The following is a 22,990-nucleotide window of genomic DNA, read 5'->3' on the forward strand; positions in this document are numbered from 1 at the left end:
TAGCGGCGGGACGGGCGCGCGCCCGTCCCGCCGCTATGTCCGTCGCGGACAACGACACGCGCGCACCACTCCCGAACGGAGCATGCCCGTTGCCCCCGCTCGCCCCTAGCCTGCGAGGAAAGCAGAAGAAAGCCGGAGAAAGCCGCGGCAACTCCCCGGAGCCTCTCCTCACTGCCGCCGACACGACCCGCACGGCCCCACGCCCTTCACGACCTCCGCGCCGCACGCCCTTCACGACCTCCACGATTCCGCCGATCGCACCAGATCCCAGAGACCCCCAGGAGCCCCTCATGACCGCTGTTCCGCAGGAGCGCCGCATCGTCACCCCCATCCCCGGGCCCAAGTCGCGCGCGCTGCAGTCCCGCCGCACCGCCGTGGTCGCCGGTGGGGTGGGGTCCGTGCTGCCGGTCTTCGCCGCCCGCGCGGGCGGCGGGATCGTCGAGGACGTGGACGGGAACCGGCTGATCGACTTCGGCTCCGGCATCGCCGTGACCTCGGTCGGCGCCAGCGCCGAGGCCGTGGTGCGCCGGGCCTCCGCCCAGCTGGCGGACTTCACCCACACCTGTTTCATGGTCACGCCGTACGAGGGGTACGTCGAGGTCTGCGAGCGGCTCGCGGAGCTGACCCCGGGCGACCACGCGAAGAAGTCCGCGCTGTTCAACTCGGGCGCCGAGGCCGTCGAGAACGCCGTGAAGATCGCCAGGTCGTACACCAGGCGCCAGGCGGTCGTCGTCTTCGACCACGGCTATCACGGCCGCACCAACCTCACCATGGCGCTGACCGCGAAGAACATGCCGTACAAGAACGGCTTCGGGCCGTTCGCCCCGGAGATCTACCGGGTGCCGGTCGCCTACGGCTACCGCTGGCCGACCGGCGCCGAGAACTGCGGCGCCGAGGCGTCCGCCCAGGCCATCGACCAGATCAGCAAGCAGATCGGCGCCGAGAACGTCGCGGCGATCGTCATCGAGCCGGTGCTCGGCGAGGGCGGCTTCATCGAGCCCGCCAAGGGCTTCCTGCCCGCGCTGGCGGCGTTCGCCCGGGACAACGGGATCGTGTTCGTGGCGGACGAGATCCAGTCCGGCTTCTGCCGTACCGGCCAGTGGTTCGCCTGCGAGGACGAGAACGTCGTCCCCGACCTGATCACCACCGCGAAGGGCATCGCCGGCGGGCTGCCGCTCGCCGCCGTCACCGGCCGCGCCGAGATCATGGACGCGGCGCACGCGGGCGGGCTCGGCGGTACGTACGGCGGCAACCCGGTGGCCTGTGCCGCCGCGCTCGGCTCCATCGAGACGATGAAGGAGCTGGACCTCGTCGGCAAGGCGCGGCGCATCGAGACGGTGATGAAGGGCAGGCTCGCCGCCCTCGCCGAGAAGTACGACGTCATCGGCGACATCCGGGGCCGGGGCGCGATGATCGCCGTCGAGCTGGTGAAGGACCGCGACACCAAGGAGCCCGCGCCGGAGGCGACCGCGGCGCTCGCCGCGTCCTGCCACGCGGCCGGGCTGCTCGTCCTCACCTGCGGTACGTACGGCAACGTGCTGCGCTTCCTGCCGCCCCTGGTGATCGGCGAGGACCTGCTGAACGAGGGCCTCGACATCATCGAGCAGGCGTTCTCCGCCCTGTGAGCGCCCGCGTGCGCCTCTCGCGACCGGCCGACGGTGAACGCCCCAACGGTGAACCTCGCCGTCACAGCCGTCAGGGCCTGTGAAGAAGGTGTGCGAGGGCCATGGCGGCAGGCTGATGTGGCTGTCGGAGCACGCGCCCCTGCCGTACGGTTTTCCCAGATGAGAGATACACCCCGCTCGCAGGAGACTGCGGGCGACGCCGAGGCGGGGCATCCCCAGCGCCGCTTTGGCCGTGCCTTCGCGCACACCACTGGAGCCACTGGCTCCGGATCTCCTCACCGATCGGATGGCCGCCCGCCCCAAACCCCCCGGGGCGTGCGGCACACCGGTCCGAACGGCCGCCCCGGAACTCCCCCCCCTGTTCCCGGGCGGCCGTTTTCTCTCTCCTGGGCGGGTGTCCTCGCCCTGTGCGCGGTCCTCTTCGCGCTCGTCACCTGGCAGGCCACGGCCCGCGGCCCGCTGCGCGGCGCGGACGAACGGCTCGGCCACGCGCTCGCCGGTCGCGGCCCTGAGCCCCTGACACAGTTCCTCTCCGATCTCGGCGGGATGCCGGTCGCGCTGCCCGTACTGGCCGTGGTGATCGGGTACACCCTGTGGCGCGGCGGGCGGCGCGAGCGCGGCCGGGCGCTCGCGGTCTGCGGGGCGATGGCGGCGGTCCCCGCCCTGGTCGTCCCGCTCAAACTCTGGATCGACCGGCGCGGACCGCTCACCGACGCGACCGGCTACTACCCGTCCGGGCACACGGCGACCGCGATGGTCGCGTACGGCGGCGCGGCGCTGCTGCTCGTCCCGTACGCGGGCAGGCGCGCGACACTGCCCGTCGCCGGGGCGCTGACCCTGGCGACGGGGACCGGGCTGGTCCTGCGCGGCTACCACTGGCCGCTGGACGTACTGGGCAGTGTGCTGCTGTGCGGGGCGCTCCTGCTCGTCCTGGGGCGGGTCCTGCGTTCCGCGCCCCGGCGTTCCGTCCGGCCCGGCCGGACGGAGCCGCTCGGCGAGGCTCCTCAGCCCGGCCCGCCGTCGCCCTCCTGACCGCCGCGCGCCGACTCCCGGCCGCCGCCCTCTCCGCCCGTGCCGCCCCGCGCCAGCACCGCCGCCGCCTCGTGCATCGCCAGCTCCAGCAGCGCCGGATCGGTGAGCGTCCCCGAGCCGTCCGGCGGGATCAGCCAGCGCACCCCGCCGCTCGACCGCACCGGGTACGGGACGACGATCCAGGTACCGCGCCCCGCTCCGCGCACCCCCGTGCCGAGCCAGCGGGCCACCGTGCCCGGCGGCACGAAGAAGCCCATCCGCGCCTCGCCGAAGCCGACCAGCACGGGGCCCGGCCGGTCGATCATCCCGGTCAGCACGGACAGCGCAGGACCGCCCAGCTCCCCCGGCAGGATCAGCACGTCCCACCGCCTGCCGGCGGGCAGCAGCGTCACCCCCAGCGGGTCGCGCTCCCACTCCCGGCGGCAGGCGGCGGGATCCGGCGCCACCGATGCCAGCCACTCCACCGCGCGCTTGTCCACCGCGTTCTCCCCCGAGCCGCTCATCAGCCCGGCCTCCTCCCGGTCGGGGACCGTCCGCCTTGTTGGACAGTCCGTCCATAAGGGGGACAGCGCCGGGGCGGGAGGATGACGCGGGTTCACCCCACCGGAACCGGTGATCCGGGTCACAGCCCGCCGCGCGTCGGTGTCGGCGCGGACCGGGGCCGGTTCAGCTGTCGAAGCCGAGCCCCAGCCGGTCCAGCCCGCGCAGCCAGACGTTGCGCCGACCGCCCCTGGCGTCCGCGCGCGCCAGCGACCACTGGGTGAGGGCGATGCCCGCCCAGGCCGCGGGTTCGGGCGGGAACGGCACCGGGCGCTCGCGCACCATCCGCGGCCGCGTGCGCCCGCCGCGCTCCCCCGCCAGCAGATCGAGCATCACGTCACCGCCGAAGCGCGTCGCGCCGACGCCGAGCCCGGTGTACCCGGCGGCGTACGCGACCCGGCCGCCGTACGCCGTGCCGAAGAAGGCCGAGAAACGGGTGCACGTGTCGATCGCGCCGCCCCAGGCGTGGCTGAAGCGCACGCCCTCCAGCTGCGGGAAGCAACGCTGGAAGTGGGCGGCCAGCGTGCGATAGGTGCGGGGCCGGTGGTCCCGGTCGGCGCTGAGGCGACCGCCGAACGGATACACCGCGTCGTAACCGCCCCACAGGATGCGCCGGTCGGCGGTGATCCGGAAGTAGTGGAACCGGTTGGCGCCGTCCGCGAGCCCCTGACGGTGGTGCCAGCCGATCGCGCTCAGCTGTCCGGCCGTCAGCGGCTCGGTCATCAGGGCGTAGTCGTAGACCGGGACCGTGTACGGACGCACGCGTCTGACGAGCGAGGGAAAGACGTTGGTGCCGAGCGCCACCTGCCGCGCGAAGATCCTGCCGTGCTCCGTACGGACGGCCATCCCCGCGCCGTACCGGGCCAGTGCCAGACCGCGGGTGTGTTCATAAATCCGTACGCCGAGTTCCGCGCAGACCCGCTTGAGCCCCCAGACGAGTTTGGCGGGGTGCAGCATGGCGACGCCGCGCCGGTCCCAGACGCCGCCGAGGAAGGTCGGCGAGTCGACCTCGGCGCGCACCGCGTCCCGGTCGAGGAGTTCGAGTCCGGTGAGGCCCAGGTCCCTCGCCTGTGCGTACCTCTCGCGGAGTTCGTCGAGCTGGTGCGGTTCGGTGGCGAGGTCGATCTCGCCGGTGCGCTCGAAGTCGCAGTCGATGGCGTGGCGCGCGACGGTCTCCTCGATGGCGTCGAGGTTGCGCGCGCCCAGCTCCTCCAGCTCCATCAGCTCGTCCGGCCAGCGGGCCAGCCCGTTGGCGAAGCCGTGGGTGAGCGAGGCGGCGCAGAATCCGCCGTTGCGGCCCGAGGCCGCCCAGCCCACCTCGCCGCCCTCGATCAGGACGACGTCCCGGCCGGGATCGCGCTCCTTGGCGAGCAGCGCGGTCCACAGCCCGCTGTAGCCGCCGCCGACGACGAGCAGGTCGCAGCGTTCGTCGCCGGTCAGGGCGGGCAGCGCGGCGGGCCTGCCGGGGTCGTCCAGCCAGTACGGGGTGTGGCGGACGTCCGCGAGCGCGGCGTCGACGGCGCGCGAGGCGGCTGCGGACATGGCTTCCCACTCCTTCATACGAGGATCATCGGGCGGTGGCGGACTTCCGGCGCCGGTTGCCGACCAGTTGGCCCACGACCACCAGTGCCACGGCGAGGGCGAACATGGCCGTGCCGATGACGTTGATCTGCACGGGGGTGCCGCGCTGCGCCGATCCCCAGACGTACATCGGGAAGGTGACGGTCGAGCCGGCGTTGAAGTTGGTGATGATGAAGTCGTCGAAGGAGAGCGCGAAGGCGAGCAGCGCCCCGGCCGCGATGCCGGGTGCGGCGATCGGCAGGGTGACCCGGACGAAGGTCTGCACCGGACCCGCGTAGAGATCGCGCGCCGCTTCCTCCAGCCGTGGGTCCATGGACATGACCCGGGCCTTGACGGCGGTCACCACGAAACTGAGGCAGAACATGATGTGCGCGATGAGCACGGTCCAGAAGCCGAGCCGTGCGCCGAGGTTGAGGAAGAGCGTCAGCAGCGAGGCGGCCATGACCACCTCGGGCATCGCCATCGGTAGGAAGATCAGCGAGTTGACCGCGCCGCGCGCCCGGAAGCGGTAGCGGACCAGCGCGAACGCGATCATGGTGCCCAGTACGGTGGCGCCGAGCGTCGCCCAGGCCGCGATCCGCAGCGAGAGCGAGAGCGATCCGCACAGGTCGGCGGCGCCGCAGGGGTCCTTCCACGCGGCCAGCGAGAAGTGCTGCCAGGAGTAGTTGAACCGGCCTTTGGGCTGGTTGAACGAGAAGACCATCACGACGATGTTCGGCAGGACCAGATAGGCGAGGGTGCCCAGTCCCGCGATGACCACGAGGTTGCGTCGCAGCAGGCGCATCAGACGAGGTCCTCCGTCCCGGCTCGGCGGATGTAGACGGTGACCGTGATCAGGACGACGGCCATCAGGATGAAGGAGAGGGCGGCGGCCGTCGGATAGTCGAGGACCCGCAGGAACTGTGTCTGGATGACGCTGCCGACCATCTTCGTGTCGGTCGACCCGAGCAGTTCGGCGTTGACGTAGTCGCCGCTCGCCGGGATGAAGGTGAGCAGCGTGCCGGAGACGACGCCCGGCATGGAGAGCGGGAAGGTCACCGTGCGGAAGGTGGTCCACGGCCGCGCGTAGAGGTCACCGGCGGCCTCGTGGAGCCGTCCGTCCACCCGTTCCAGGGAGGTGTAGAGCGGCAGGATCATGAAGGGCAGGAAGTTGTAGGTCAGCCCGCAGACCACCGCCATGGGGGTGGCCAGGACCCGGCTGCCCTCGGTCCAGCCGAGCCAGCTGGTCACGTCGAGGACGTGCAGGGAGTTCAGGACGGAGACGACCGGCCCGCCGTCCGCGAGGATCGTCTTCCAGGCGAGCGTGCGGATCAGGAAGCTGGTGAAGAAGGGCGCGATGACGAGGACCAGCAGCAGATGGCGCCAGCGGCCCGCCTTGAACGCGAGGAGGTAGGCCAGCGGATAGCCGAGCAGCAGGCACAGGGCGGTGGCGGTGCCCGCGTAGAGCAGGGAGCGCACGAACTGCGGGTAGTACTCCCGCAGCGCGTCCCCGTACGTCGCGAAGTGCCAGGTGACCTGGAAGCCTTCCTCCAGGGAGCCGGTCTGCACGGAGGTCGACGCCTGGTAGACCATCGGCAGCGCGAAGAACACCAGCAGCCACAGGATTCCGGGCAGCAGCAGCCAGTACGGTACGAGCCGCCTGCGCGCGGACGCCTTGCGTACGGGGTGCTCGGGCGGCCCCGGCGGGGAGGCGGGTGCGGCGGGCGGCGCCTCGGCGGCGGTCACGGCGCCTCCCCGCCCGCCGCCGCGACCGCCTTCTCGGTGCCCGCGGCGGCGGTGGCGGCGGTGGCGGCGTCCGCGGCGTCCGGCGTTCCGGCCAGCGGGGACTGCCCGGCGTCCAGCCCGAAGGTGTGCGCGGGGTTCCAGTGCAGGACGACCTCGGCGCCGGGGGCGAGGCGGCCGTCGCGCTCGATGTTCTGCGCGTACACCTCCAGACCGGGGCAGCCGGGGGCGTCGATCACGTACTGGGTGGAGACGCCGATGAAGCTGGAGTCGGCGATCCTGCCGGATATCCGGTTGCGCCCCTCGGGGACGGTGGCCGCGTCGTCGGCGTGGGTCAGGGAGATCTTCTCGGGGCGTACTCCGACCAGCAGCGTCCCGCCGCCGCGCACCGGCGCCGGACATCGGGCGGCGGGCAGCCGGAGCGCGGTGCCGCCGACGGTGACGGTGATGTCGTCCCCGTGGGCCTCGGCGACCTCGGTCCCGATGAGGTTGGAGGTGCCGAGGAAGTTGGCGACGAAGGTGGTGTCGGGGTTCTCGTAGAGGTCGGCGGGGCTGCCGAGCTGCTCCACCCGGCCCGCGTTCATCACCGCGACGGTGTCGGCCATCGTCATGGCCTCCTCCTGGTCGTGGGTGACATGGATGAAGGTGATGCCGACCTCGGTCTGGATGCGCTTCAGCTCCAGCTGCATCTGCCGCCTCAGTTTGAGGTCGAGCGCGCCGAGCGGCTCGTCGAGGAGCAGCACCCGGGGGTGGTTGATGAGCGCGCGGGCCACGGCGACCCGCTGCTGCTGGCCGCCGGAGAGCTGGTGAGGTCGGCGCCGGGCGAAGTCGCCGAGCTGGACGAGGTCGAGCATGTCGCCGACCTGCTTTTTCACGGACTTGACGCCGCGTCGGCGCAGTCCGAAGGCGACGTTCTCGTAGATGTCGAGATGCGGGAAGAGCGCGTAGCTCTGGAAGACGGTGTTGACGGGGCGCTTGTACGGCGGCAGCGCGGTGACGTCCCTGTCGCCGAGGAGGACCGAGCCCGTGGTCGGCTCCTCCAGCCCGGCGATCATCCGCAGGGTGGTGGTCTTGCCGCAGCCCGAGGCGCCGAGCAGGGCGAAGAAGGAGCCCTCCGGCACGGTGAGTTCGAGCGGCCTGACCGCGTGGAACGAGCCGTACGTCTTGCTGATCCCGGTGAGGCGGACGTCGCCGCCGCCCCGGCTGGTGGATGCGGTCTCTGTCATGGATCACGGTCCCGGGGAGGAGGGGGTGGACGGGCGGGGCCCGCGGCGGGGCGGCGTCACGCGCCGATGAGCTTGGCGAACTTCTGCTCGTACGCCGTCTCTTCCTCGGCGCTCAGCGAGCGGAAGGCGTGCGAGGCCGCGGCCATCGCCGCGTCGGGGAGGATCAGGGTGTTGTCGGCCATCGACTTGTCGATCCTGGTCAGCTCGGCGCGTACGCCGTCGACGGGGCAGACGTAGTTGATGTACGCGGCGAGCCGGGCGGCGATCGGCGGCCGGTAGTAGTGGTCGATGAGCCGCTCTGCGTTGGTCTTGTGCCGCGCCCTGGCCGGGACCAGCAGGTTGTCGCTGGAGAGCATGTAACCGGCGCGCGGGATGGTGAACTTGACGTCGGGGTTGTCGTGCTGGAGCTGGACGATGTCCCCGGCCCAGGCGACGCAGGCGGCGATGTCGCCCTTGTCGAGGTCGGCGGTGTAGTCGTTGCCGGTGAAGCGGCGCACCTGTTTCCTGTCGACGGCCTTCTGGAGGCGGGCGACCGCCGCGTCGAAGTCGTCGTCGGTGAACTTCGCCGGGTCCTTGCCCAGGTCGAGGAGGGTCATCCCGATGGTGTCGCGCATCTCGGAGAGGAAGGCGACGCGGCCCTTGAGCTTGGGGTCGTCCAGCAGCTGGGAGACGGAGTCGACCGTACGTCCGCCGGTCGCCCTGGAGTTGTAGGCGATGACGGTGGGGATGCCCGTCCACGGGTAGCTGTGGGCGCGGCCGGGGTCCCAGTCGGGCGAGCGGAACTGCTCGGAGAGGTGGGCGAAGGCGTACGGCAGGTTCGACGGGTCGAGTTTCTGCGCGTAGCCGAGCCTGATCATGCGGGCGGCGAGCCAGTCGGTGACGCAGATCAGGTCGCGTCCGGTGTCCTGCCCGGCGGCCAGTTGCGGCTGGATCTTGCCGAAGAACTCGACGTTGTCGTTGATGTCCGCCGTGTACTTGACCGCGATCCCGGTGCGCCGGGTGAACGCCTCCAGTGTCGGATAGTGCTTCTCGTCGTCGCTGACGTCCATGTACTCGGTCCAGTTGGAGAAGACCACCCGCTTCTCCTCGGCCGAGTGGTCGGAGGAGGCCCGGCCGTCGCCCTCCAGCTTCGCGGGCGGGATCCCGCAGCCGCTCAGAGCGGGGAGCCCGCCGACGGCGAGCGTGCCGACGCCGGTGGCCCGCAGCAGGGACCGGCGGGTGAGCGCGCCCCTGCCGCCGGTGACGCTGCGCCGTACGGCGGCCAGCTGGGCCGCGGAGAGGGGCTCGGGCTCGTACTGCTCCATGCGCTGTGCCCTTTCGGGTGGACGGTTCCGGGGAGGGTCAGGGACGGTGCCTGTCGCCGAAGACGGTGCGGTGCCAGTCCTTCGCGGCCACCGCCGTGTTGTCGTACATCACGTGTTTGACCTGCGTGTACTCCTCGAAGGAGTACGCCGACATGTCCTTGCCGAAGCCGCTGGCCTTGTATCCGCCGTGCGGCATCTCGCTGATGATCGGGATGTGGTCGTTGATCCAGACGCAGCCCGCCCTGATCTCCCGGGTGGCGCGGCCGGTCCGGTAGACGTCGCGGCTCCAGGCGGAGGCGGCGAGGCCGTAGGGGGTGTCGTTGGCGAGCGCGATGCCTTCGTCGTCGGAGTCGAAGGGCAGCACGACGAGGACCGGGCCGAAGATCTCGGACTGGACGATCTCGCTGTCCTGGGCGGCGTCGGTGATGAGGGTGGGCCGGTAGTAGGCGCCGTTCTTCCAGTCGCCGCCGGGCGCCTCGCCGCCGGTGACGATCCGGGCGTGGCCGCGGGCGCGGTCGACGAGGGCGGCGACCCGGTCGCGGTGGGCGTACGAGATGAGCGGGCCGAGGTCGGTGGCGTCGTCGAAGGGGTCGCCGAGCCGTACCGTCCCCATCAGCTCGGCGACGCCGCTGACGAAGTCGTCGTACAGCGGCCGTTGCACATAGGCGCGGGTGGCGGCGGTGCAGTCCTGACCGGCGTTGATGAGGGATCCGGCGACCGCGCCGTGCACGGCGGCGGTCAGGTCGGCGTCGTCGAACACGACGAAGGGCGCCTTGCCGCCGAGTTCGAGGTGGAGGCGTTTGACGGTGGCGGTGGCGAGCTGGGCGACGCGCTTGCCGACCCGCGTGGAGCCGGTGAAGGACGTCATCACGACGTCGGGGTGGCCGACGAGGTGTTCGCCCGCGTCGGGACCGGACCCGCAGACGATGTTGACGACACCGTCGGGGAGCCCGGCCCGCTGGGCGGCCTGGGCGAACATCAGCGAGGTCAGCGGGGTGTTCTCGGCGGGCTTGAGCACGATGGTGTTGCCCGCGGCGATCGCCGGGAGGATCTTCCAGGCGGCCATCTGGAGCGGGTAGTTCCAGGGCGCGATCGAGCCGACGACGCCGATCGGCTCGCGGCGTACGTAGGAGGTGTGGTCCCCGCTGTACTCGGCGGCCGAGACGCCCTCCAGACGGCGGGCGGCACCGGCGAAGAAGGCGGCGTTGTCGACGCTGCCGGGGACGTCGAACTCGGTGGAGAGCTTGATCGGTTTGCCGCACTGGAGCGATTCGGCGTACGCGAACTCCCCGGCCCGGTCGGCCAGTATCCCGGCGAAGCGGTGCAGGGCGTCCGAGCGCTCGCCGGGGGTGGCCCCGGCCCAGCCGGGGAAGGCCGCGTGCGCGGCGGCGACGGCGTCGTCGACGTCGTCGGGGCCCGCGAGTTCGTAGCCGAGGACGTCCTCGCCGGTGGCCGGATTCACGACGGTGTGCGTACGGCCGGAGGTACCTGACCGCACCCGCCCGCCGATGAACTGCGCGCCGCTCGCGAAGCGGTCGCGCGGCTGGAAGTGGTCACCCATGACGCTCTCCGATGGTGCGGTTGTTGCCCCGGGTTCAATTGAGTGCCGATCCTGACAGAGCACTCCCACCTCAACAAGGGATTCCGTTGTTGCCTTTTGGTTACGCGACGGATTCGGTCGCCCGCGGGTGGCGCAGCGGCAGGAAAGGCGGGGCGTGTGTCAGTGGTGGGTGCCAGACTCGTCCGCAGGACAGGGAACGGGGCGAACGGGATGGGCAGCGGCACGGACAGCGGAACGGACCTGGTGGTCGGCGGGGCCGTCGGGGCGGATGCCGTCGGCGCGTTGGCCGAGCGGACCGCGCGGGGCGAGGCGGTGAAGCTGCTGCACTTCTGGGGTCACAAGCCCCGGCGGGACGGCACGCTGGGGGCGAGCTGTTTCAGCCAGTGGTGGCCCGCGCCGTTCACCGTGGACGGTGTGGAGTACGCGACGGCGGAGCACTGGATGATGGCGCGCAAGGCCCGGCTCTTCGGCGACGAGGAGGCCGAGCACCGGGCGGTGACCGCGGCGAATCCGGCTCTCGCCAAGCGGGCGGGGCGGCTGGTGCGCGGCTTCGAGGAGAGCGTCTGGGAGCGGGAGCGCTACGGGATCGTGGTGGCGGGCAGCGTCCACAAATTCGGGCAGGACGCCGCGCTGCGGACGTTCCTGCTGGCCACGGGGGACCGGATACTCATCGAGGCCAGCCCGATGGACCGGATCTGGGGGATCGGCTTGGCCTCGGACGACGAGCGCGCCCACGACCCCGCCCGCTGGCGCGGGCTCAACCTGCTGGGCTTCGCGCTGATGGAGGCACGCGAGCGGCTCCGCGACGGGGCGGGGGGAGCGGGTGCCCACGCCCTGTCTTCGAAGTAGCGCCGTCCGCCCCAAGGGCGGGCCCGGCGGCGTCCGGTGCGCCGCGCTCGCTTCGCTCCCTCCGCCTCGGCGTTCGACGCGTCCTTCGGAAGCCGAGCGCTCCCGCACGGCGGAGGGTCACCCCCGTACCGGATGTACCGGGGTGATCCCGACAACGCGGCGAGGCGCGGCACCAGGGCCCGCGAGCCCCGCATGATCCAAACGAGAGATCCTAGCGGCAGGGAACGGGGGTCCGAGCGCCGGGGAACACCGTCAGCGGTCGGCGCCGACCACGAACGACGTGGCGAACGGATCGTCGCCGCCGCCGCTGTTGTCCTCGCCGTACGCCACCCCCACGATGATCAGGGCGAGGACGACCGCGCCGACCACCGCGCCGATGGCCCCCAGGACGATGCCCGCCAGCGCCATGCCGCCGTTGTTGGCCTCGCCGCGGGCGGCCCGGCGGCGGCCGACGATGCCGAAGATCAGCGCGAGAACACCGAGGACGACGCTCAGACCCCAGAGGCAGAAGCCCACCACGGAGATGATGCCGAGCACCAGCGCGGCGACGCCCATGCCGTTGGCCGGGGGCTGCTGCCAGCCGCCCTGGCCGTACCCGGGATAGCCGGGGGCGGACGGGTAGCCGGGAGCCGACGGATAGCCGGGGGTCGGGCCCGTCGGATAGCCGTAACCGGCGCCCGCGCCGGGCACCCCGCCGACGTACGGCGAAGCAGGCGGCTGGAAGCCCGGGGTGGACTGCTGGGGCGGGGCACCGGGGTAGCCGTAGGCCGCCCCCGGGGCGTGCCCGGCCGGTGTGCCGGGGGCGGGCGGCGGTGGCGGCACGGAACCGGACCCGGTCCCGGTCCCCTGGCCGGGACTCGGCACGGGGCCGCCCGGCATGCCCAGGATCGTCGGCTGGTCGTGTACGGACGGGCCCTGCCCCTCCGGCGGCCGCGCCTGCGCGCCGTCGTACGTCGCCCCGCGCTCCGGCGGAGCCCAGGGATCGTTCGGCTCGAAGCCGCCCGACGGCTGCTCGCTCTTGTCCGACATGGTCCTCCCCCATCGTGACTCCCGGCCATGCTACGGCCTGCCTCCCGGGCGCGGACCGCCCGGCCCAGGTCCCGTCCGGCCCCGGCGAAGAGCGCCAGGACACGGCCTAGGATGGCCCTTTGCCCCGTATGGTGCCTGGCGGGCCATGGGCGCACCCGCCCCGCGGACACCGCGCGCCCAGCAGCCGCACCACCGCACACCGGGGCGTACGCCCCGCATCCGGAGGATCCTGATGACCGATCCGCACCCCTTCATCGCGGGGCTGCCCAAGGCCGAGCTGCATGTCCACCATGTCGGCTCGGCCTCGCCCCGCATCGTGGCCGAACTGGCCGCCAGGCACCCGGACTCCCAGGTGCCCAGCGACCCCGAGGCGCTCGTCGACTACTTCACGTTCACCGACTTCGCGCACTTCATCGACGTCTACCTCTCCGTCGTGGACCTGCTCCGCACCCCCGAGGACATCCGGCTGCTGACGTTCGAGGTCGCCCGGGACATGGCGCGGCAGAACATCCGCTACGCCGAGCTGACAGTGACCCCCTTCAGCTCCACGCGCCGGGGCATCCCCGAGCAGGCGTTCATGGAGGCCATCGAGGACGCGCGCAAGGCGGCCGAGGCCGAGTTGGGCGTCGTGCTGCGCTGGTGCTTCGACATCCCCGGCGAGGCAGGACTGCTCGCCGCCGAGGAGACCACCCGGCTCGCGGTGGACCTGCGCCCCGAGGGCCTGGTCTCGTTCGGCCTCGGCGGCCCCGAGATCGGGGTGCCCAGGCCGCAGTTCAAGCCGTACTTCGACCGGGCGATCGCGGCGGGGCTGCACTCCGTACCGCACGCCGGTGAGACGACCGGGCCCGGCACCGTCTGGGACGCCCTGCGCGAGCTGCGCGCGGAGCGCATCGGCCACGGCATCAGCGCCGTGCGGGACCCGGAGCTGCTGGCCCATCTCGCCGAACACCGCGTCCCGCTGGAGGTCTGCCCCACCTCCAACATCGCCACCCGCGCGGTCGCCGACCTGGCGGAGCACCCGATCAAGGAGATGTTCGCGGCCGGGGTGCTGGTGACGGTCAACAGCGACGACCCGCCGATGTTCGGTACGGACCTCAACAAGGAGTACGCGGTCGCCGCCGGGCTGCTCTCCCTGGACGAGCGCGGGATCGCCGGTCTCGCGAAGAACGCCGTGGAGGCGTCCTTCCTCGACACGGCGGGCAAGAAGGAACTCGCCGCGCGGATCGACACGTACACGGCCGAGTGGCTCGCGCGCGAGACGGCCTAGTGGTGGGCGAGGACGGGACGGGCCCGCGGCGCGCTGTCGTCGCCGTGGGCCACCGGGGCGATCCCTACCGGGTCCGCGAGAACACGCTGCCCTCGGTCCGCTCGGCGCGCGAGCGGGGCGCGGACGCGGTCGAGATCGATGTCCGGCTGACCCGCGACGGGGTGCCCGTACTGCTGCACGACTCCTCCCTGAAGCGGCTCTGGAACCAGGACCGGCGGCTCGCGGAGCTGACGCACGCCGAGGTGCGCGAACTGACCCACGACGGAGTGCCCACGCTGCGGGAGGCGCTCCTGCCGGTGGACGGCCGGGCCGGGGACGCGGGCCGGCTGATGATCGATCTGCCCGGCGCCGACGCGGCGTCGGTCCGTACGGTCATCGGCACGGTGCGCGAGTGCGGGGCCGCCGAGCGGGTCTACTACTGCGCGGGGCCGGACACGATGCTCGCCGTGCGGGCCGCCGATCCGGCCGCCGAGATCGCGATGACCTGGACGACCCTGGCCCCGCCTCGCCCCGCGCTGCTGGCCGCCGTCAGGCCGCGCTGGCTCAACTACCGCTTCGGGCTGGTCAGCCGGGAGCTGGCGGACCGCGACCACCGCGAGGGCCTGCTGGTCTCCGCCTGGACGGCGGACACCCGGCGCAGCATGCGCCGGCTGATCGCGCGCGGCGTCGACTCGATCACCACCAACCGGATCGATGTGCTGTCGGGGGTGCTGGCCCGCCCCGCGAAGGCTCCCGCCGGTTCCCCGAGGTCCAGCGGGGTTCCTGGAGGACCAGGGGTTCCTGGAGGACCGAGGGTTCCTGGGAAGACCAGGGGTTTCTAGAAGTCCAGCGGGGTGAGGACCTGTTCCGCCCAGATCGTCTTGCCGGACGCGGTCTGCCGGGTGCCCCAGCTCTGGGTGAGCTGGGCGACCAGCAGCAGGCCGCGTCCGCCCTCGTCGAAGGCGTGCGCGCGGCGCAGGTGCGGGGCGGTGCTGCTGCCGTCGGAGACCTCGCAGATGAGGGTACGGTCGCGGATCAGCCGGAGCCGGATGGGTTCGGCGCCGTAGCGGATGGCATTGGTGACCAGCTCGCTCACCACGAGTTCGGTGACGAACGCGGCCTCCGCCAGCCCCCACGCGGCGAGCTGCGCCGAGGCGCTGTCGCGGGCGTCGGCGACCTGCGCGGGGTCGCCGGTCAGCTCCCAGGACGCCACCTGGTCCGAGTGGAGCGCGCGGGTGCGGGTGACCAGTAGCGCGGCGTCGTCGGTGGGCCGGCCGGGCAGCAGCGTCGACATCAGACGGTCGCACAGGGCCTCCAGCGAGTCGGGCTCCGGCGAGTCGGGGACGGGCGAGTCGGAGGCGGGCGAGTCGGAGGCGGGCGAGTCGGGGACGGGCGAGTCGGGCTCCGGCGCCCCTCCAGCGCGGGTGGCGAGCGCCTCGCGCAGCTGCGCGAGGCCCGCGTCGACGTCCCGGTCCCGGCCCACGATCAGTCCGTCGGTGCACAGGGCGAGCACGCTTCCCTCGGGCAGTTCCCGTTCGGTGACCTCGAAGGGCACGGCTCCGACGCCCAGTGGCGGCCCGGGGACGATGTCGAGCAGTTCGACCGTGCCGTCGGGCAGCCGGACGGCGGGCGGCAGATGGCCCGCGGAGGCCATCGCGCAGCGCCGGGAGACCGGGTCGTAGACGGCGTACAGGCAGGTGGCCCCGAACTCGCCGGTGGCCTCGGCGGCCGAGACCGCCGCGTCGTCGTCCTCGGCGAGGTGGCTCACCAGATCGTCCAGGTGGGTGAGCAGCTCGTCGGGCGGCAGGTCCACGTCGGCGAGGGTGCGTACGGCCGTACGCAGCCGTCCCATCGCGGCGGAGGCGTGGATTCCGTGGCCGACGACGTCGCCGACGACGAGGGCCACCCGGTTCCCGGAGAGGGGGATGACGTCGAACCAGTCACCGCCGACACCGGCGCGGGAGTCCGCGGGCAGATACCGGGAGGCGAACTCCACGGCGTTCTGGCCGGGCATCCGCTGGGTGAGCAGGCTGCGCTGCAGGGCCAGCGCCGTGGTGTGCTCCCGGGTGTAGCGGCGGGCGTTGTCGATACAGACGGCGGCGCGTCCTGCCAGCTCCTCGGCGAGGACGACATCGTCCTGTTCGAAGGGGTCGGCGCGCTGTGCGCGGGTGAAGACGGCGACGCCGAGGGTGATGCCCCGGGCGCGCAGCGGGATGGCCATCAGGGAGTGCACCCCCCAGTCCCTGACCATGGCGGCGCGTGTCTCGTTGGCGCCGATCCACCGGGCGAATCCGTGATCGCCGAGCCTGCTGAGGGCGGGCCGGCCGGTGGTCAGGCAGCGGGCGGGCGGCGAGGACTCCGGGTAGGTTTCGAGGCCGCCGAGTTCGATCGCCCCGGCGGTGATGCGCGGGTCGGCGGCTTTGTGCGCGACGCGTCGCAGCCGTACGTCGCTGTCCACCGGCCCTTCGGTGGGCTCCTCGCCGCGCATGACGGAGTCCAGCAGGTCGACGGTGCCGAAGTCGCCGAGGATCGGCACGGCCAGCCGGGCGAGTTCGTCGGCGGTGCGCGTCACGTCCAGGGTGGTCCCGATGGCGGTGCCCGCGTCCTTGAGCAGCAGCAGCCGCTGGCGGGCCCAGTACTGCTCGCTGTTGTCGAAGGCCAGTACGGCGACGCCGCGCTGCTGTTCGTCGGCGTCGCGCACGGGCCACATGTGGATGTTCCAGGCATGGACGCGGGGTGAGCTGAGGGCGCTGGTGTAGCTCTCGTAGTGCAGCGGCTCGCCCGTGGTGTTCACCCGGCGCAGATGTTCCAGGAAGTTCTGGCCGTCGTGGTCGCCGACGGCGATGGTGTCGCTGAAGAACCGGCCGCGCAGTTCCTCCTCGGCCCGGCCGAGAACCGCGCAGGCGGCGGAGTTGAGCCGGATGTAGCGCTCCTGGCCGTCGACGGCGGACATCGACACGGGCGCCTGGGCGACCGACGCCTCGACCGTCAGCGGGTCGGCGTCCGGCGGCTGGGCCATCGCGTTGACGGTGACGACGTAGCCCCGGGTGCCGTCGTCCGCGTCGAGGAGCGGGCAGGCCACCAGGCCGAGTTCCAGCCGCCCGCCGTCCCGGTGCCGTACGGCGGCGGTTCCGCGCCATACGTCGGCGCGGCGCAGCGCCGCCACGGCGGCCGCGGTCTCGGCGGGGCCGGAGGCGAGCAGCCGGGCGGCGGGGCGGCCGACGGCCTGGGCGGCCGTGTAGCCGAGAAGGGATCCGGCGCCTTTGCTCCATCCGGTGACGGTCCCGCGCGTGTCCACGGTGACGACGGCCGCGGACTCCCGCTCCCGGCGGCCTCTTCGCCCCTCGTGAGAAGTGTTGCCACCAGTGCTCATCGCTCTCGATTCGCCTTCGCGGTCCCCTCACCACCCAGGATGCCCGTATCGACGATCGCCAACAAACGCAGGCGGGGGCGGCGGTGCACCGGGCCGGGAACGCGAAGGCGGGCCGTGGACAGGAGGTCCGCGGCCCGCCCCGGGCGTCCGGTCAGCCGTCGAGCGACGTCATCACGTGCTTGATCCGCGTGTAGTCGTCGAAGCCGTACGCCGAGAGGTCCTTGCCGTAGCCGGACTTCTTGAAGCCGCCGTGCGGCATCTCCGCGACGAGCGGGATGTGGGTGTTGATCCACACGCAGCCGAAGTCGAGCGCCTTCGACATCCGCATGGCGCGCCCGTGGTCCTTGGTCCACACCGAGGAGGCGAGCGCGAACTCGACCCCGTTGGCGTACTCCAGGGCCTGTGCCTCGTCCGTGAAGGACTGGACGGTGATGACCGGGCCGAAGACCTCGTTCTGGATGATCTCGTCGTCCTGCCTGAGGCCGGAGACGACGGTCGGGGCGTAGAAGTAGCCCCGGTCGCCGACCCGGTGGCCGCCGGTCTCCACCCTGGCGTGCGCGGGCAGCCGCTCGACGAAGCCGGCGACCCGCTCCAGCTGGGCGGCGTTGTTGAGCGGCCCGTAGAGCACGTCCTCGTCGTCCGCCGCGCCGGTCCTGGTGTCGGCCGCGGCCTTGGCGAGAGCCGCGACGAAGGCGTCGTGGACCGACTCGTGGACGAGGACGCGGGTGGCGGCCGTACAGTCCTGGCCCGCGTTGAAGTAGCCCGCGACGGCGATCTCCTCGGCGGCCTTCGTCAGGGCCTCGCCGTCGAGGTCGCCGAAGACGACGACGGGGGCCTTGCCGCCCAGTTCCAGATGGACCCGCTTGACGTCCCTGGCCGCCGATCCGGCGACCTCGATACCGGCCCGTACGGAGCCGGTGATGGAGGCCATCGCGGGCGTACGGTGCTCGACCATGGCGCGGCCGGTGTCACGGTCGCCGCACAGGACGTTGAAGACGCCCTTGGGGACGATCGCGCCGATGATCTCGGCCATCAGCGTGGTCGAGGCGGGGGTGGTGTCCGACGGCTTCAGGACGACGGTGTTCCCGGCGGCGAGAGCCGGCGCGAACTTCCACACGGCCATCATCATCGGGTAGTTCCACGGCGCGACCTGCGCGCAGACGCCGATCGGCTCGCGGCGGACGATGGAGGTGAGGCCCTCCATGTACTCCCCGGCCGAGCGGCCTTCGAGCATCCGGGCCGCGCCCGCGAAGAAGCGGATCTGGTCCACCATCGGCGGGATCTCGTCGGTACGGGTCAGCCCCAGGGGCTTGCCGGTGTTCTCGGACTCGGCGGCGATCAGGTCCTCGGCGCGCTCCTCGAAGGCGTCCGCGATCCTGAGCAGCGCCTTCTGGCGCTCGGCCGGGGTCGTGTCGCGCCAGGCGGGGAACGCCGCGGCGGCGGCCTCCATGGCGGCGTCGACGTCGGCCGGACCCGAGAGCGGGGACGTGGCGTACGCCTCGCCCGTGGCCGGGTTGACCACCTCGATGGTCCGCCCGTCGGCGGCGTCCCGGAATTCCCCGTTGATGTAGTTACGCAGCCGGCGCAGCTCGGTGGTCACTGCCATCCCTCCTGTCAGATGTCCGATGGGTGAGACGCCCACCTTAATCGGTCGGCCGACGCATTCAACAGGCCCGACCCTCCATAACTTCGGATTCGGTGATATTTGATCGCCTGAACAACGAATTTCATCGATTGAGGGTTGCGGGACAGACGAGTAGCAGTGCACAGTGAACCGCGTGGCCAGTCGTAACGCAGACTCCAGAACATCGTCAGGGCCGGGCGCCAGGTCCGAGACGAGGCCGGATTCCAAACCGGACTCCAGGACCGGCAACGGGTCGTCACCGACGCTCGATTCGGTCTCCCTCGCCATCATCGAACAGCTCCAGGAGGACGGACGGCGCCCGTACGCGGCGATCGGCAAGGCCGTCGGCCTCTCCGAAGCCGCCGTGCGCCAGCGCGTGCAGAAGCTGCTCGACCAGGGCGTGATGCAGATCGTCGCGGTCACCGACCCGCTCACCGTCGGCTTCCGGCGCCAGGCGATGGTCGGGATCAACGTCGAGGGCGACACGGACCCGGTCGCGGAGGCGCTGGCGGCCATGGACGAGTGCGAGTACGTGGTGATGACCGCGGGCTCCTTCGACCTGATGGTGGAGGTCGTCTGCGAGGACGACGACCATCTGCTGGAGGTCATCAACAAGCGGATCCGCGCGCTCCCCGGCGTGCGCTCCACCGAGAGCTTCGTCTACCTCAAGCTGAAGAAGCAGACCTATATGTGGGGAACCCGATAGCCGTGAGCAAGGACCTCTCCAAGACCGCGTACGACCACCTGTGGATGCACTTCACCCGCATGTCGTCGTACGAGAACGCGCCCGTGCCCACCATCGTGCGTGGCGAGGGCACCTACATCTACGACGACCGGGGCAAGCGCTACCTGGACGGTCTGTCCGGGCTGTTCGTGGTCAACGCCGGTCACGGCAGGCACGAGCTGGCCGAGGCAGCGTACAAGCAGGGCCAGGAGCTGGCCTTCTTCCCGGTGTGGTCCTACGCGCACCCGAAGGCCGTCGAACTGGCGGAGCGGCTCGCCCACTACGCGCCCGGCGACCTCAACAAGGTCTTCTTTACCACCGGTGGCGGGGAGGCGGTCGAGACCGCCTGGAAGCTCGCCAAGCAGTACTTCAAACTGACCGGCAAGCCGACCAAGTACAAGGTCATATCCCGCGCGGTCGCCTACCACGGCACCCCGCAGGGCGCGCTGTCCATCACCGGGCTGCCCGCCCTGAAGGCGCCCTTCGAACCGCTCGTCCCGGGCGCGCACAAGGTCGTCAACACCAACATCTACCGCGCGCCGATCCACGGGGACGACCCCGAGGCGTACGGCCGCTGGTGCGCCGACCAGATCGAGCAGGAGATCCTCTTCGAGGGACCCGAGACGGTCGCCGCGGTCTTCCTGGAGCCGGTGCAGAACGCGGGCGGCTGCTTCCCGCCGCCGCCCGGCTACTTCCAGCGGGTGCGGGAGATCTGCGACCAGTACGACGTACTGCTCGTCTCCGACGAGGTCATCTGCGCCTTCGGCCGGCTCGGCACGATGTTCGCGTGCGACAAGTTCGACTACGTACCGGACATGATCACCTGTGCCAAGGGCATGACCTCGGGCTACTCGCCGATCGGCGCGTGCCTCGTCTCCGACCGGCTGGCCGAGCCCTTCTACCAGGGGGACAACACCTTCCTGCACGGCTACACGTTCGGCGGCCACCCGGTCTCGGCGGCGGTCGGCCTCGCCAATCTCGACATCTTCGAGCGCGAGGGCCTCAACCAGCACGTCCTCGACAACGAGGGCGCGTTCTTCGAGACCCTCAGCAAGCTGCACGACCTGCCGATCGTCGGCGACGTCCGGGGCAACGGCTTCTTCTACGGCATCGAGCTGGTGAAGGACAAGGCCACCAAGGAGACCTTCACGGACGAGGAGACCGAGCGCGTCCTGTACGGCTTCCTCTCCAAGAAGCTGTACGACAGCGGGCTCTACTGCCGCGCCGACGACCGGGGCGACCCGGTGGTGCAGCTGGCGCCCGCGCTGATCTCCGACCAGTCGACGTTCGACGAGATCGAGGGCATCCTGCGCTCGGTCCTGGCGGAGGCGTGGACGAAGCTCTGATCCGGGCGAGGCCGCGGACGGAGCGGTGAGCCGGCCGCACTCCGCGGAGCGGCCCTGATCCGGCCCCCTCGCCCGACGGCCCGGGTGCCCCCTTTCGAGTGAGAAGGCGGGCATTCGGGCCGCGTGCTGTCGCACACCCGGCGTGGCGTCCCTAGCGTGCCCTGTGACCGATCGTCGCCGTCTCCCTCCCCCGGACGGGGACGGTACGTCAGATCAGAACCGAGGTGTACGCCATGGTGGCCCCGCCGGACAACGACGTGCTCTGGGCGCGTTCCCTGACCTACTCCCACAGCGGATCACCCGCACTCGACGATGTCTCGCTCGGGGTGCGGGAGGGCGAGATCCTCGCCGTGACCGGCCCGCGCGGGAGCGGCAAGACCACGCTGCTGCGGTGTCTGTCGGGCCAGTTGGTGCCCCGCCGGGGCGAGGTCTGGTTCAACAGCACGCCCGTCCACACCATGAGCGCGCTGCTGCGGGAACGGCTGCGCCGCGACCGCTTCAGCTGGATCGCCCCCGAGCCGTCCCTCGTGCCCGAGCTGAGCGCCTGGGAGAACGCGGCCCTGCCGCTGCTGATGCGCGGCGCGTCCCATCGGGCCGCCAAGACCGCCGCGATGGAGTGGCTGGAGCGCCTCGACATCGGCGCGTACGCCCGTAAACGCCCCGGCGCGCTGCTCCAGTCGCAGCGCCAGCGCATCGCCGTGGCGCGCGCCCTGGTCACCGAGCCGTCGGTGCTCTTCGCCGACGAGCCGACCGCTCCGCTGCACCGCGCCGACCGGGCGCAGGTGCTGCGCACGCTGACCACGGCGGCCCGTTCGCACCGCATCACCGTCGTCCTGGCCACGCTGGACGCGGAGGTGGCGCTGCTCGCGGACCGCACGGTGACCCTGCTGGACGGCCGCCGCGTCAACGCGCCGCGGCCCTCGGAGGCGGAAGGCCGGGCCGCGTGCTCGCTCTCCGTCTAGGCCGCCGCACGCATCTCCTGGCGCAGCTGCGCCGGCTGCTGGTCGCCGCCGCCTCCGCGGGCGTCGGGTTCCTGCTGCTGTGCACGCTGGGCTGGGCCATGGGCCATCCCGCCGGGTCCACGGTGCGCCTGCTCTGGTGTCTGATCCCGCTGGCGGCGACCGTACAGTTCGCGGTCGCCGTGGCGCGTGCGGATCCGATTCTGCGGCCGCGCGCCGGGCTGTCGGCGGTGGGCCTCGGCCCGGCCCGGCTGACGGCGCTGGCCGCCACGTCGACCGCCGTGTCGTGCGCGCTGGGCAGCGCGCTGGCGCTGCTGTTCTTCCTGCACCTGCGCGGCGATCTGACCGGGATGCCGTTCGACGGGGAGGCCGCGAAGCTGCTCGCCGCCGATCAGCCGCTGCCGCTGGGCGCCGTGCTGACCCTGCTCGCCGTGGTGCCCGTACTGGCGACGGCGGCGACGGCGCTGGCGCTGCGTTCCCGGGGCGGCGCGGACCGCGGCCCGGTGCGCGAGCGGGTGCCGGGTGCCGGGCAGGAGCCGGTCGGGGAGTCCGGTGCGGGCCCGGGTGCGGACCTCGCTTCGGCCGCGCCCGTCCCGCATCCCGCGCCGGCGCCGGGCGGGCTGCCCTGGGGCGTCGCCCTGACGGCGGCGGGGCTCGCGGTCGAGACGTACGCCAGCCGGGGCGGCGCGGACTCCGCGCTGCCGCTGCCCGGTCACTTCGGCGGCAGCCCGGCCGGGGTGCTGGCGGGGTGGTCGCTCACGGCTCTGGGGCTCGCCCTGGCGGGCCCGGGCATCACCCACCTGTGCGGCTGGCTGCTGCAGATCCTGCGCCCCGGCGCGATCCGGCTGCTGGCGGGGCGCACGCTCATGGCCGAGGCACGGCGCATCGGACGCCCCTTGGGGGTGCTGTGCGCGGTGCTCTCCGGAGTGCTCGCCGCGAACTCCCTGTACGGTCCCGGCGACGAACGCCCCTTCGGCCCGCTCACCGCTCTGGGCGCGGCGCTGGTGATCGGCTGCACGGCCGCCACACTCCTGACGGCGACCCTAGAGGCCCGGCAGGTACGGGCGTCCACCACCCGCACCCTGCGGCTGGCGGGGGCTCCGGCGGCTCTGGTCCGCACGGCGGCGGCGGTACGGGCCACCACGGTACTGGCCGTGTTCACCCCGCTGACCTGGGCGGTGGCCTCGCTGGCGGCGATTCCGCTGTCCGGCTGAACCGGCCGTACCCGTACCGGCGTCGTGGGGCCCGA

The 22,990-nt window shown here is 72.2% G+C and carries 19 protein-coding genes; 9 read left to right on the top strand and 10 right to left on the bottom strand.

The window, feature by feature from the left end:
• The first annotated feature begins 290 nt into the window (after positions 1-290).
• On the top strand, positions 291-1,625 hold the full coding sequence (gene gabT / locus DVH02_RS09835) for a 4-aminobutyrate--2-oxoglutarate transaminase (RefSeq protein WP_114623382.1): 1,335 nt from the start codon (positions 291-293) through the stop codon (positions 1,623-1,625).
• Positions 1,626-1,784: 159 nt separating this feature from the next.
• Positions 1,785-2,657, top strand: coding sequence for a phosphatase PAP2 family protein (locus tag DVH02_RS09840; RefSeq protein ID WP_114623383.1), 873 nt, complete (start codon positions 1,785-1,787; stop codon positions 2,655-2,657).
• Here DVH02_RS09840 and DVH02_RS09845 read toward each other — a convergent pair.
• From DVH02_RS09845 to DVH02_RS09875, 7 genes are all read right to left on the bottom strand, one after another.
• Positions 2,630-3,160: a bifunctional DNA primase/polymerase gene (locus tag DVH02_RS09845; protein WP_114623384.1), complete on the bottom strand. Its 531-nt coding sequence runs from the start codon at positions 3,158-3,160 to the stop codon at positions 2,630-2,632. The two genes, DVH02_RS09840 and DVH02_RS09845, sit on opposite strands and share 28 nt — an antisense overlap.
• Positions 3,161-3,323: 163 nt before the next feature.
• Positions 3,324-4,739 carry an NAD(P)/FAD-dependent oxidoreductase gene (locus DVH02_RS09850; protein ID WP_114623385.1) on the bottom strand — a complete coding sequence of 472 codons (1,416 nt, stop codon included), beginning with the start codon at positions 4,737-4,739 and terminating at the stop codon, positions 3,324-3,326.
• A 25-nt stretch (positions 4,740-4,764) separates the two neighbouring features.
• Positions 4,765-5,562: an ABC transporter permease gene (locus DVH02_RS09855; RefSeq protein WP_114623386.1), complete on the bottom strand. Its 798-nt coding sequence runs from the start codon at positions 5,560-5,562 to the stop codon at positions 4,765-4,767.
• Complete coding sequence (locus DVH02_RS09860) at positions 5,562-6,503, bottom strand: ABC transporter permease (RefSeq protein WP_114623387.1); 942 nt, start codon at positions 6,501-6,503, stop codon at positions 5,562-5,564. Before DVH02_RS09860 ends, DVH02_RS09855 begins: the two co-directional genes overlap by 1 nt.
• The gene (locus DVH02_RS09865; protein ID WP_114623388.1) at positions 6,500-7,726 is read right to left on the bottom strand and encodes an ABC transporter ATP-binding protein; all 1,227 of its coding nucleotides are present in this window, start codon (positions 7,724-7,726) and stop codon (positions 6,500-6,502) included. Before DVH02_RS09865 ends, DVH02_RS09860 begins: the two co-directional genes overlap by 4 nt.
• Before the next feature lie 56 nt (positions 7,727-7,782).
• On the bottom strand, positions 7,783-9,030 hold the full coding sequence (locus DVH02_RS09870) for an ABC transporter substrate-binding protein (RefSeq protein ID WP_114623389.1): 1,248 nt from the start codon (positions 9,028-9,030) through the stop codon (positions 7,783-7,785).
• 37 nt (positions 9,031-9,067) lie between these two features.
• Complete coding sequence (locus tag DVH02_RS09875) at positions 9,068-10,591, bottom strand: gamma-aminobutyraldehyde dehydrogenase (protein ID WP_114623390.1); 1,524 nt, start codon at positions 10,589-10,591, stop codon at positions 9,068-9,070.
• Between the two features lie 210 nt (positions 10,592-10,801).
• On the opposite strand from DVH02_RS09875, the gene DVH02_RS09880 reads away from it, so the two are divergent.
• On the top strand, positions 10,802-11,440 hold the full coding sequence (locus DVH02_RS09880) for an NADAR family protein (protein WP_114623391.1): 639 nt from the start codon (positions 10,802-10,804) through the stop codon (positions 11,438-11,440).
• A gap of 252 nt (positions 11,441-11,692) precedes the next feature.
• Here the strand turns inward: DVH02_RS09880 and DVH02_RS09885 are convergent, their stop codons facing one another.
• On the bottom strand, positions 11,693-12,469 hold the full coding sequence (locus DVH02_RS09885) for a DUF4190 domain-containing protein (RefSeq protein ID WP_114623392.1): 777 nt from the start codon (positions 12,467-12,469) through the stop codon (positions 11,693-11,695).
• A 232-nt stretch (positions 12,470-12,701) separates the two neighbouring features.
• Here DVH02_RS09885 and DVH02_RS09890 point away from each other — a divergent pair, with 232 nt between their 5' ends.
• Both DVH02_RS09890 and DVH02_RS09895 read left to right on the top strand, forming a co-directional pair.
• On the top strand, positions 12,702-13,736 hold the full coding sequence (locus DVH02_RS09890; RefSeq protein WP_114623393.1) for an adenosine deaminase: 1,035 nt from the start codon (positions 12,702-12,704) through the stop codon (positions 13,734-13,736).
• Between the two features lie 2 nt (positions 13,737-13,738).
• Positions 13,739-14,557, top strand: coding sequence for a glycerophosphodiester phosphodiesterase (locus DVH02_RS09895; protein WP_233518129.1), 819 nt, complete (start codon positions 13,739-13,741; stop codon positions 14,555-14,557).
• Here the strand turns inward: DVH02_RS09895 and DVH02_RS09900 are convergent.
• Positions 14,554-17,088 carry a SpoIIE family protein phosphatase gene (locus DVH02_RS09900; RefSeq protein ID WP_114623394.1) on the bottom strand — a complete coding sequence of 845 codons (2,535 nt, stop codon included), beginning with the start codon at positions 17,086-17,088 and terminating at the stop codon, positions 14,554-14,556. The two genes, DVH02_RS09895 and DVH02_RS09900, sit on opposite strands and share 4 nt — an antisense overlap.
• 151 nt (positions 17,089-17,239) lie before the next feature.
• Positions 17,240-18,688: a gamma-aminobutyraldehyde dehydrogenase gene (locus DVH02_RS09905; protein ID WP_114623395.1), complete on the bottom strand. Its 1,449-nt coding sequence runs from the start codon at positions 18,686-18,688 to the stop codon at positions 17,240-17,242.
• A 178-nt stretch (positions 18,689-18,866) separates the two neighbouring features.
• Here DVH02_RS09905 and DVH02_RS09910 point away from each other — a divergent pair, with 178 nt between their 5' ends.
• The 4 genes from DVH02_RS09910 (at position 18,867) to DVH02_RS09925 (ending at position 22,955) form a co-directional block, all read left to right on the top strand.
• Positions 18,867-19,418 carry an Lrp/AsnC family transcriptional regulator gene (locus tag DVH02_RS09910; RefSeq protein ID WP_114623407.1) on the top strand — a complete coding sequence of 184 codons (552 nt, stop codon included), beginning with the start codon at positions 18,867-18,869 and terminating at the stop codon, positions 19,416-19,418.
• A complete protein-coding gene (locus DVH02_RS09915; RefSeq protein ID WP_114623396.1) occupies positions 19,403-20,782 on the top strand; it encodes an aspartate aminotransferase family protein in 1,380 nt (459 codons plus the stop codon). The genes DVH02_RS09910 and DVH02_RS09915 overlap by 16 nt, the downstream gene beginning before the upstream one ends.
• Positions 20,783-21,015: 233 nt before the next feature.
• Positions 21,016-21,744 carry an ABC transporter ATP-binding protein gene (locus tag DVH02_RS09920; protein ID WP_114623397.1) on the top strand — a complete coding sequence of 243 codons (729 nt, stop codon included), beginning with the start codon at positions 21,016-21,018 and terminating at the stop codon, positions 21,742-21,744.
• On the top strand, positions 21,726-22,955 hold the full coding sequence (locus DVH02_RS09925) for a hypothetical protein (RefSeq protein ID WP_114623398.1): 1,230 nt from the start codon (positions 21,726-21,728) through the stop codon (positions 22,953-22,955). The genes DVH02_RS09920 and DVH02_RS09925 overlap by 19 nt, the downstream gene beginning before the upstream one ends.
• Positions 22,956-22,990 lie beyond the last annotated feature (35 nt).

This window comes from Streptomyces corynorhini, from assembly GCF_003346515.1.
Classification (GTDB): domain Bacteria; phylum Actinomycetota; class Actinomycetes; order Streptomycetales; family Streptomycetaceae; genus Streptomyces; species Streptomyces corynorhini.

Bases quoted from the DNA above. Each gene is read 5' to 3' on its own strand.
- gabT (WP_114623382.1), top strand. From the start codon at position 291: ATGACCGCTGTTCCGCAGGAGCGCCGCATCGTCACCCCCATCCCCGGG.
- DVH02_RS09840 (WP_114623383.1), top strand. From the start codon at position 1,785: ATGAGAGATACACCCCGCTCGCAGGAGACTGCGGGCGACGCCGAGGCG.
- DVH02_RS09845 (WP_114623384.1), bottom strand. From the start codon at position 3,160: ATGAGCGGCTCGGGGGAGAACGCGGTGGACAAGCGCGCGGTGGAGTGG.
- DVH02_RS09850 (WP_114623385.1), bottom strand. From the start codon at position 4,739: ATGTCCGCAGCCGCCTCGCGCGCCGTCGACGCCGCGCTCGCGGACGTC.
- DVH02_RS09855 (WP_114623386.1), bottom strand. From the start codon at position 5,562: ATGCGCCTGCTGCGACGCAACCTCGTGGTCATCGCGGGACTGGGCACC.
- DVH02_RS09865 (WP_114623388.1), bottom strand. From the start codon at position 7,726: ATGACAGAGACCGCATCCACCAGCCGGGGCGGCGGCGACGTCCGCCTC.
- DVH02_RS09870 (WP_114623389.1), bottom strand. From the start codon at position 9,030: ATGGAGCAGTACGAGCCCGAGCCCCTCTCCGCGGCCCAGCTGGCCGCC.
- DVH02_RS09875 (WP_114623390.1), bottom strand. From the start codon at position 10,591: ATGGGTGACCACTTCCAGCCGCGCGACCGCTTCGCGAGCGGCGCGCAG.
- DVH02_RS09880 (WP_114623391.1), top strand. From the start codon at position 10,802: ATGGGCAGCGGCACGGACAGCGGAACGGACCTGGTGGTCGGCGGGGCC.
- DVH02_RS09885 (WP_114623392.1), bottom strand. From the start codon at position 12,469: ATGTCGGACAAGAGCGAGCAGCCGTCGGGCGGCTTCGAGCCGAACGAT.
- DVH02_RS09890 (WP_114623393.1), top strand. From the start codon at position 12,702: ATGACCGATCCGCACCCCTTCATCGCGGGGCTGCCCAAGGCCGAGCTG.
- DVH02_RS09900 (WP_114623394.1), bottom strand. From the start codon at position 17,088: ATGAGCACTGGTGGCAACACTTCTCACGAGGGGCGAAGAGGCCGCCGG.
- DVH02_RS09920 (WP_114623397.1), top strand. From the start codon at position 21,016: ATGGTGGCCCCGCCGGACAACGACGTGCTCTGGGCGCGTTCCCTGACC.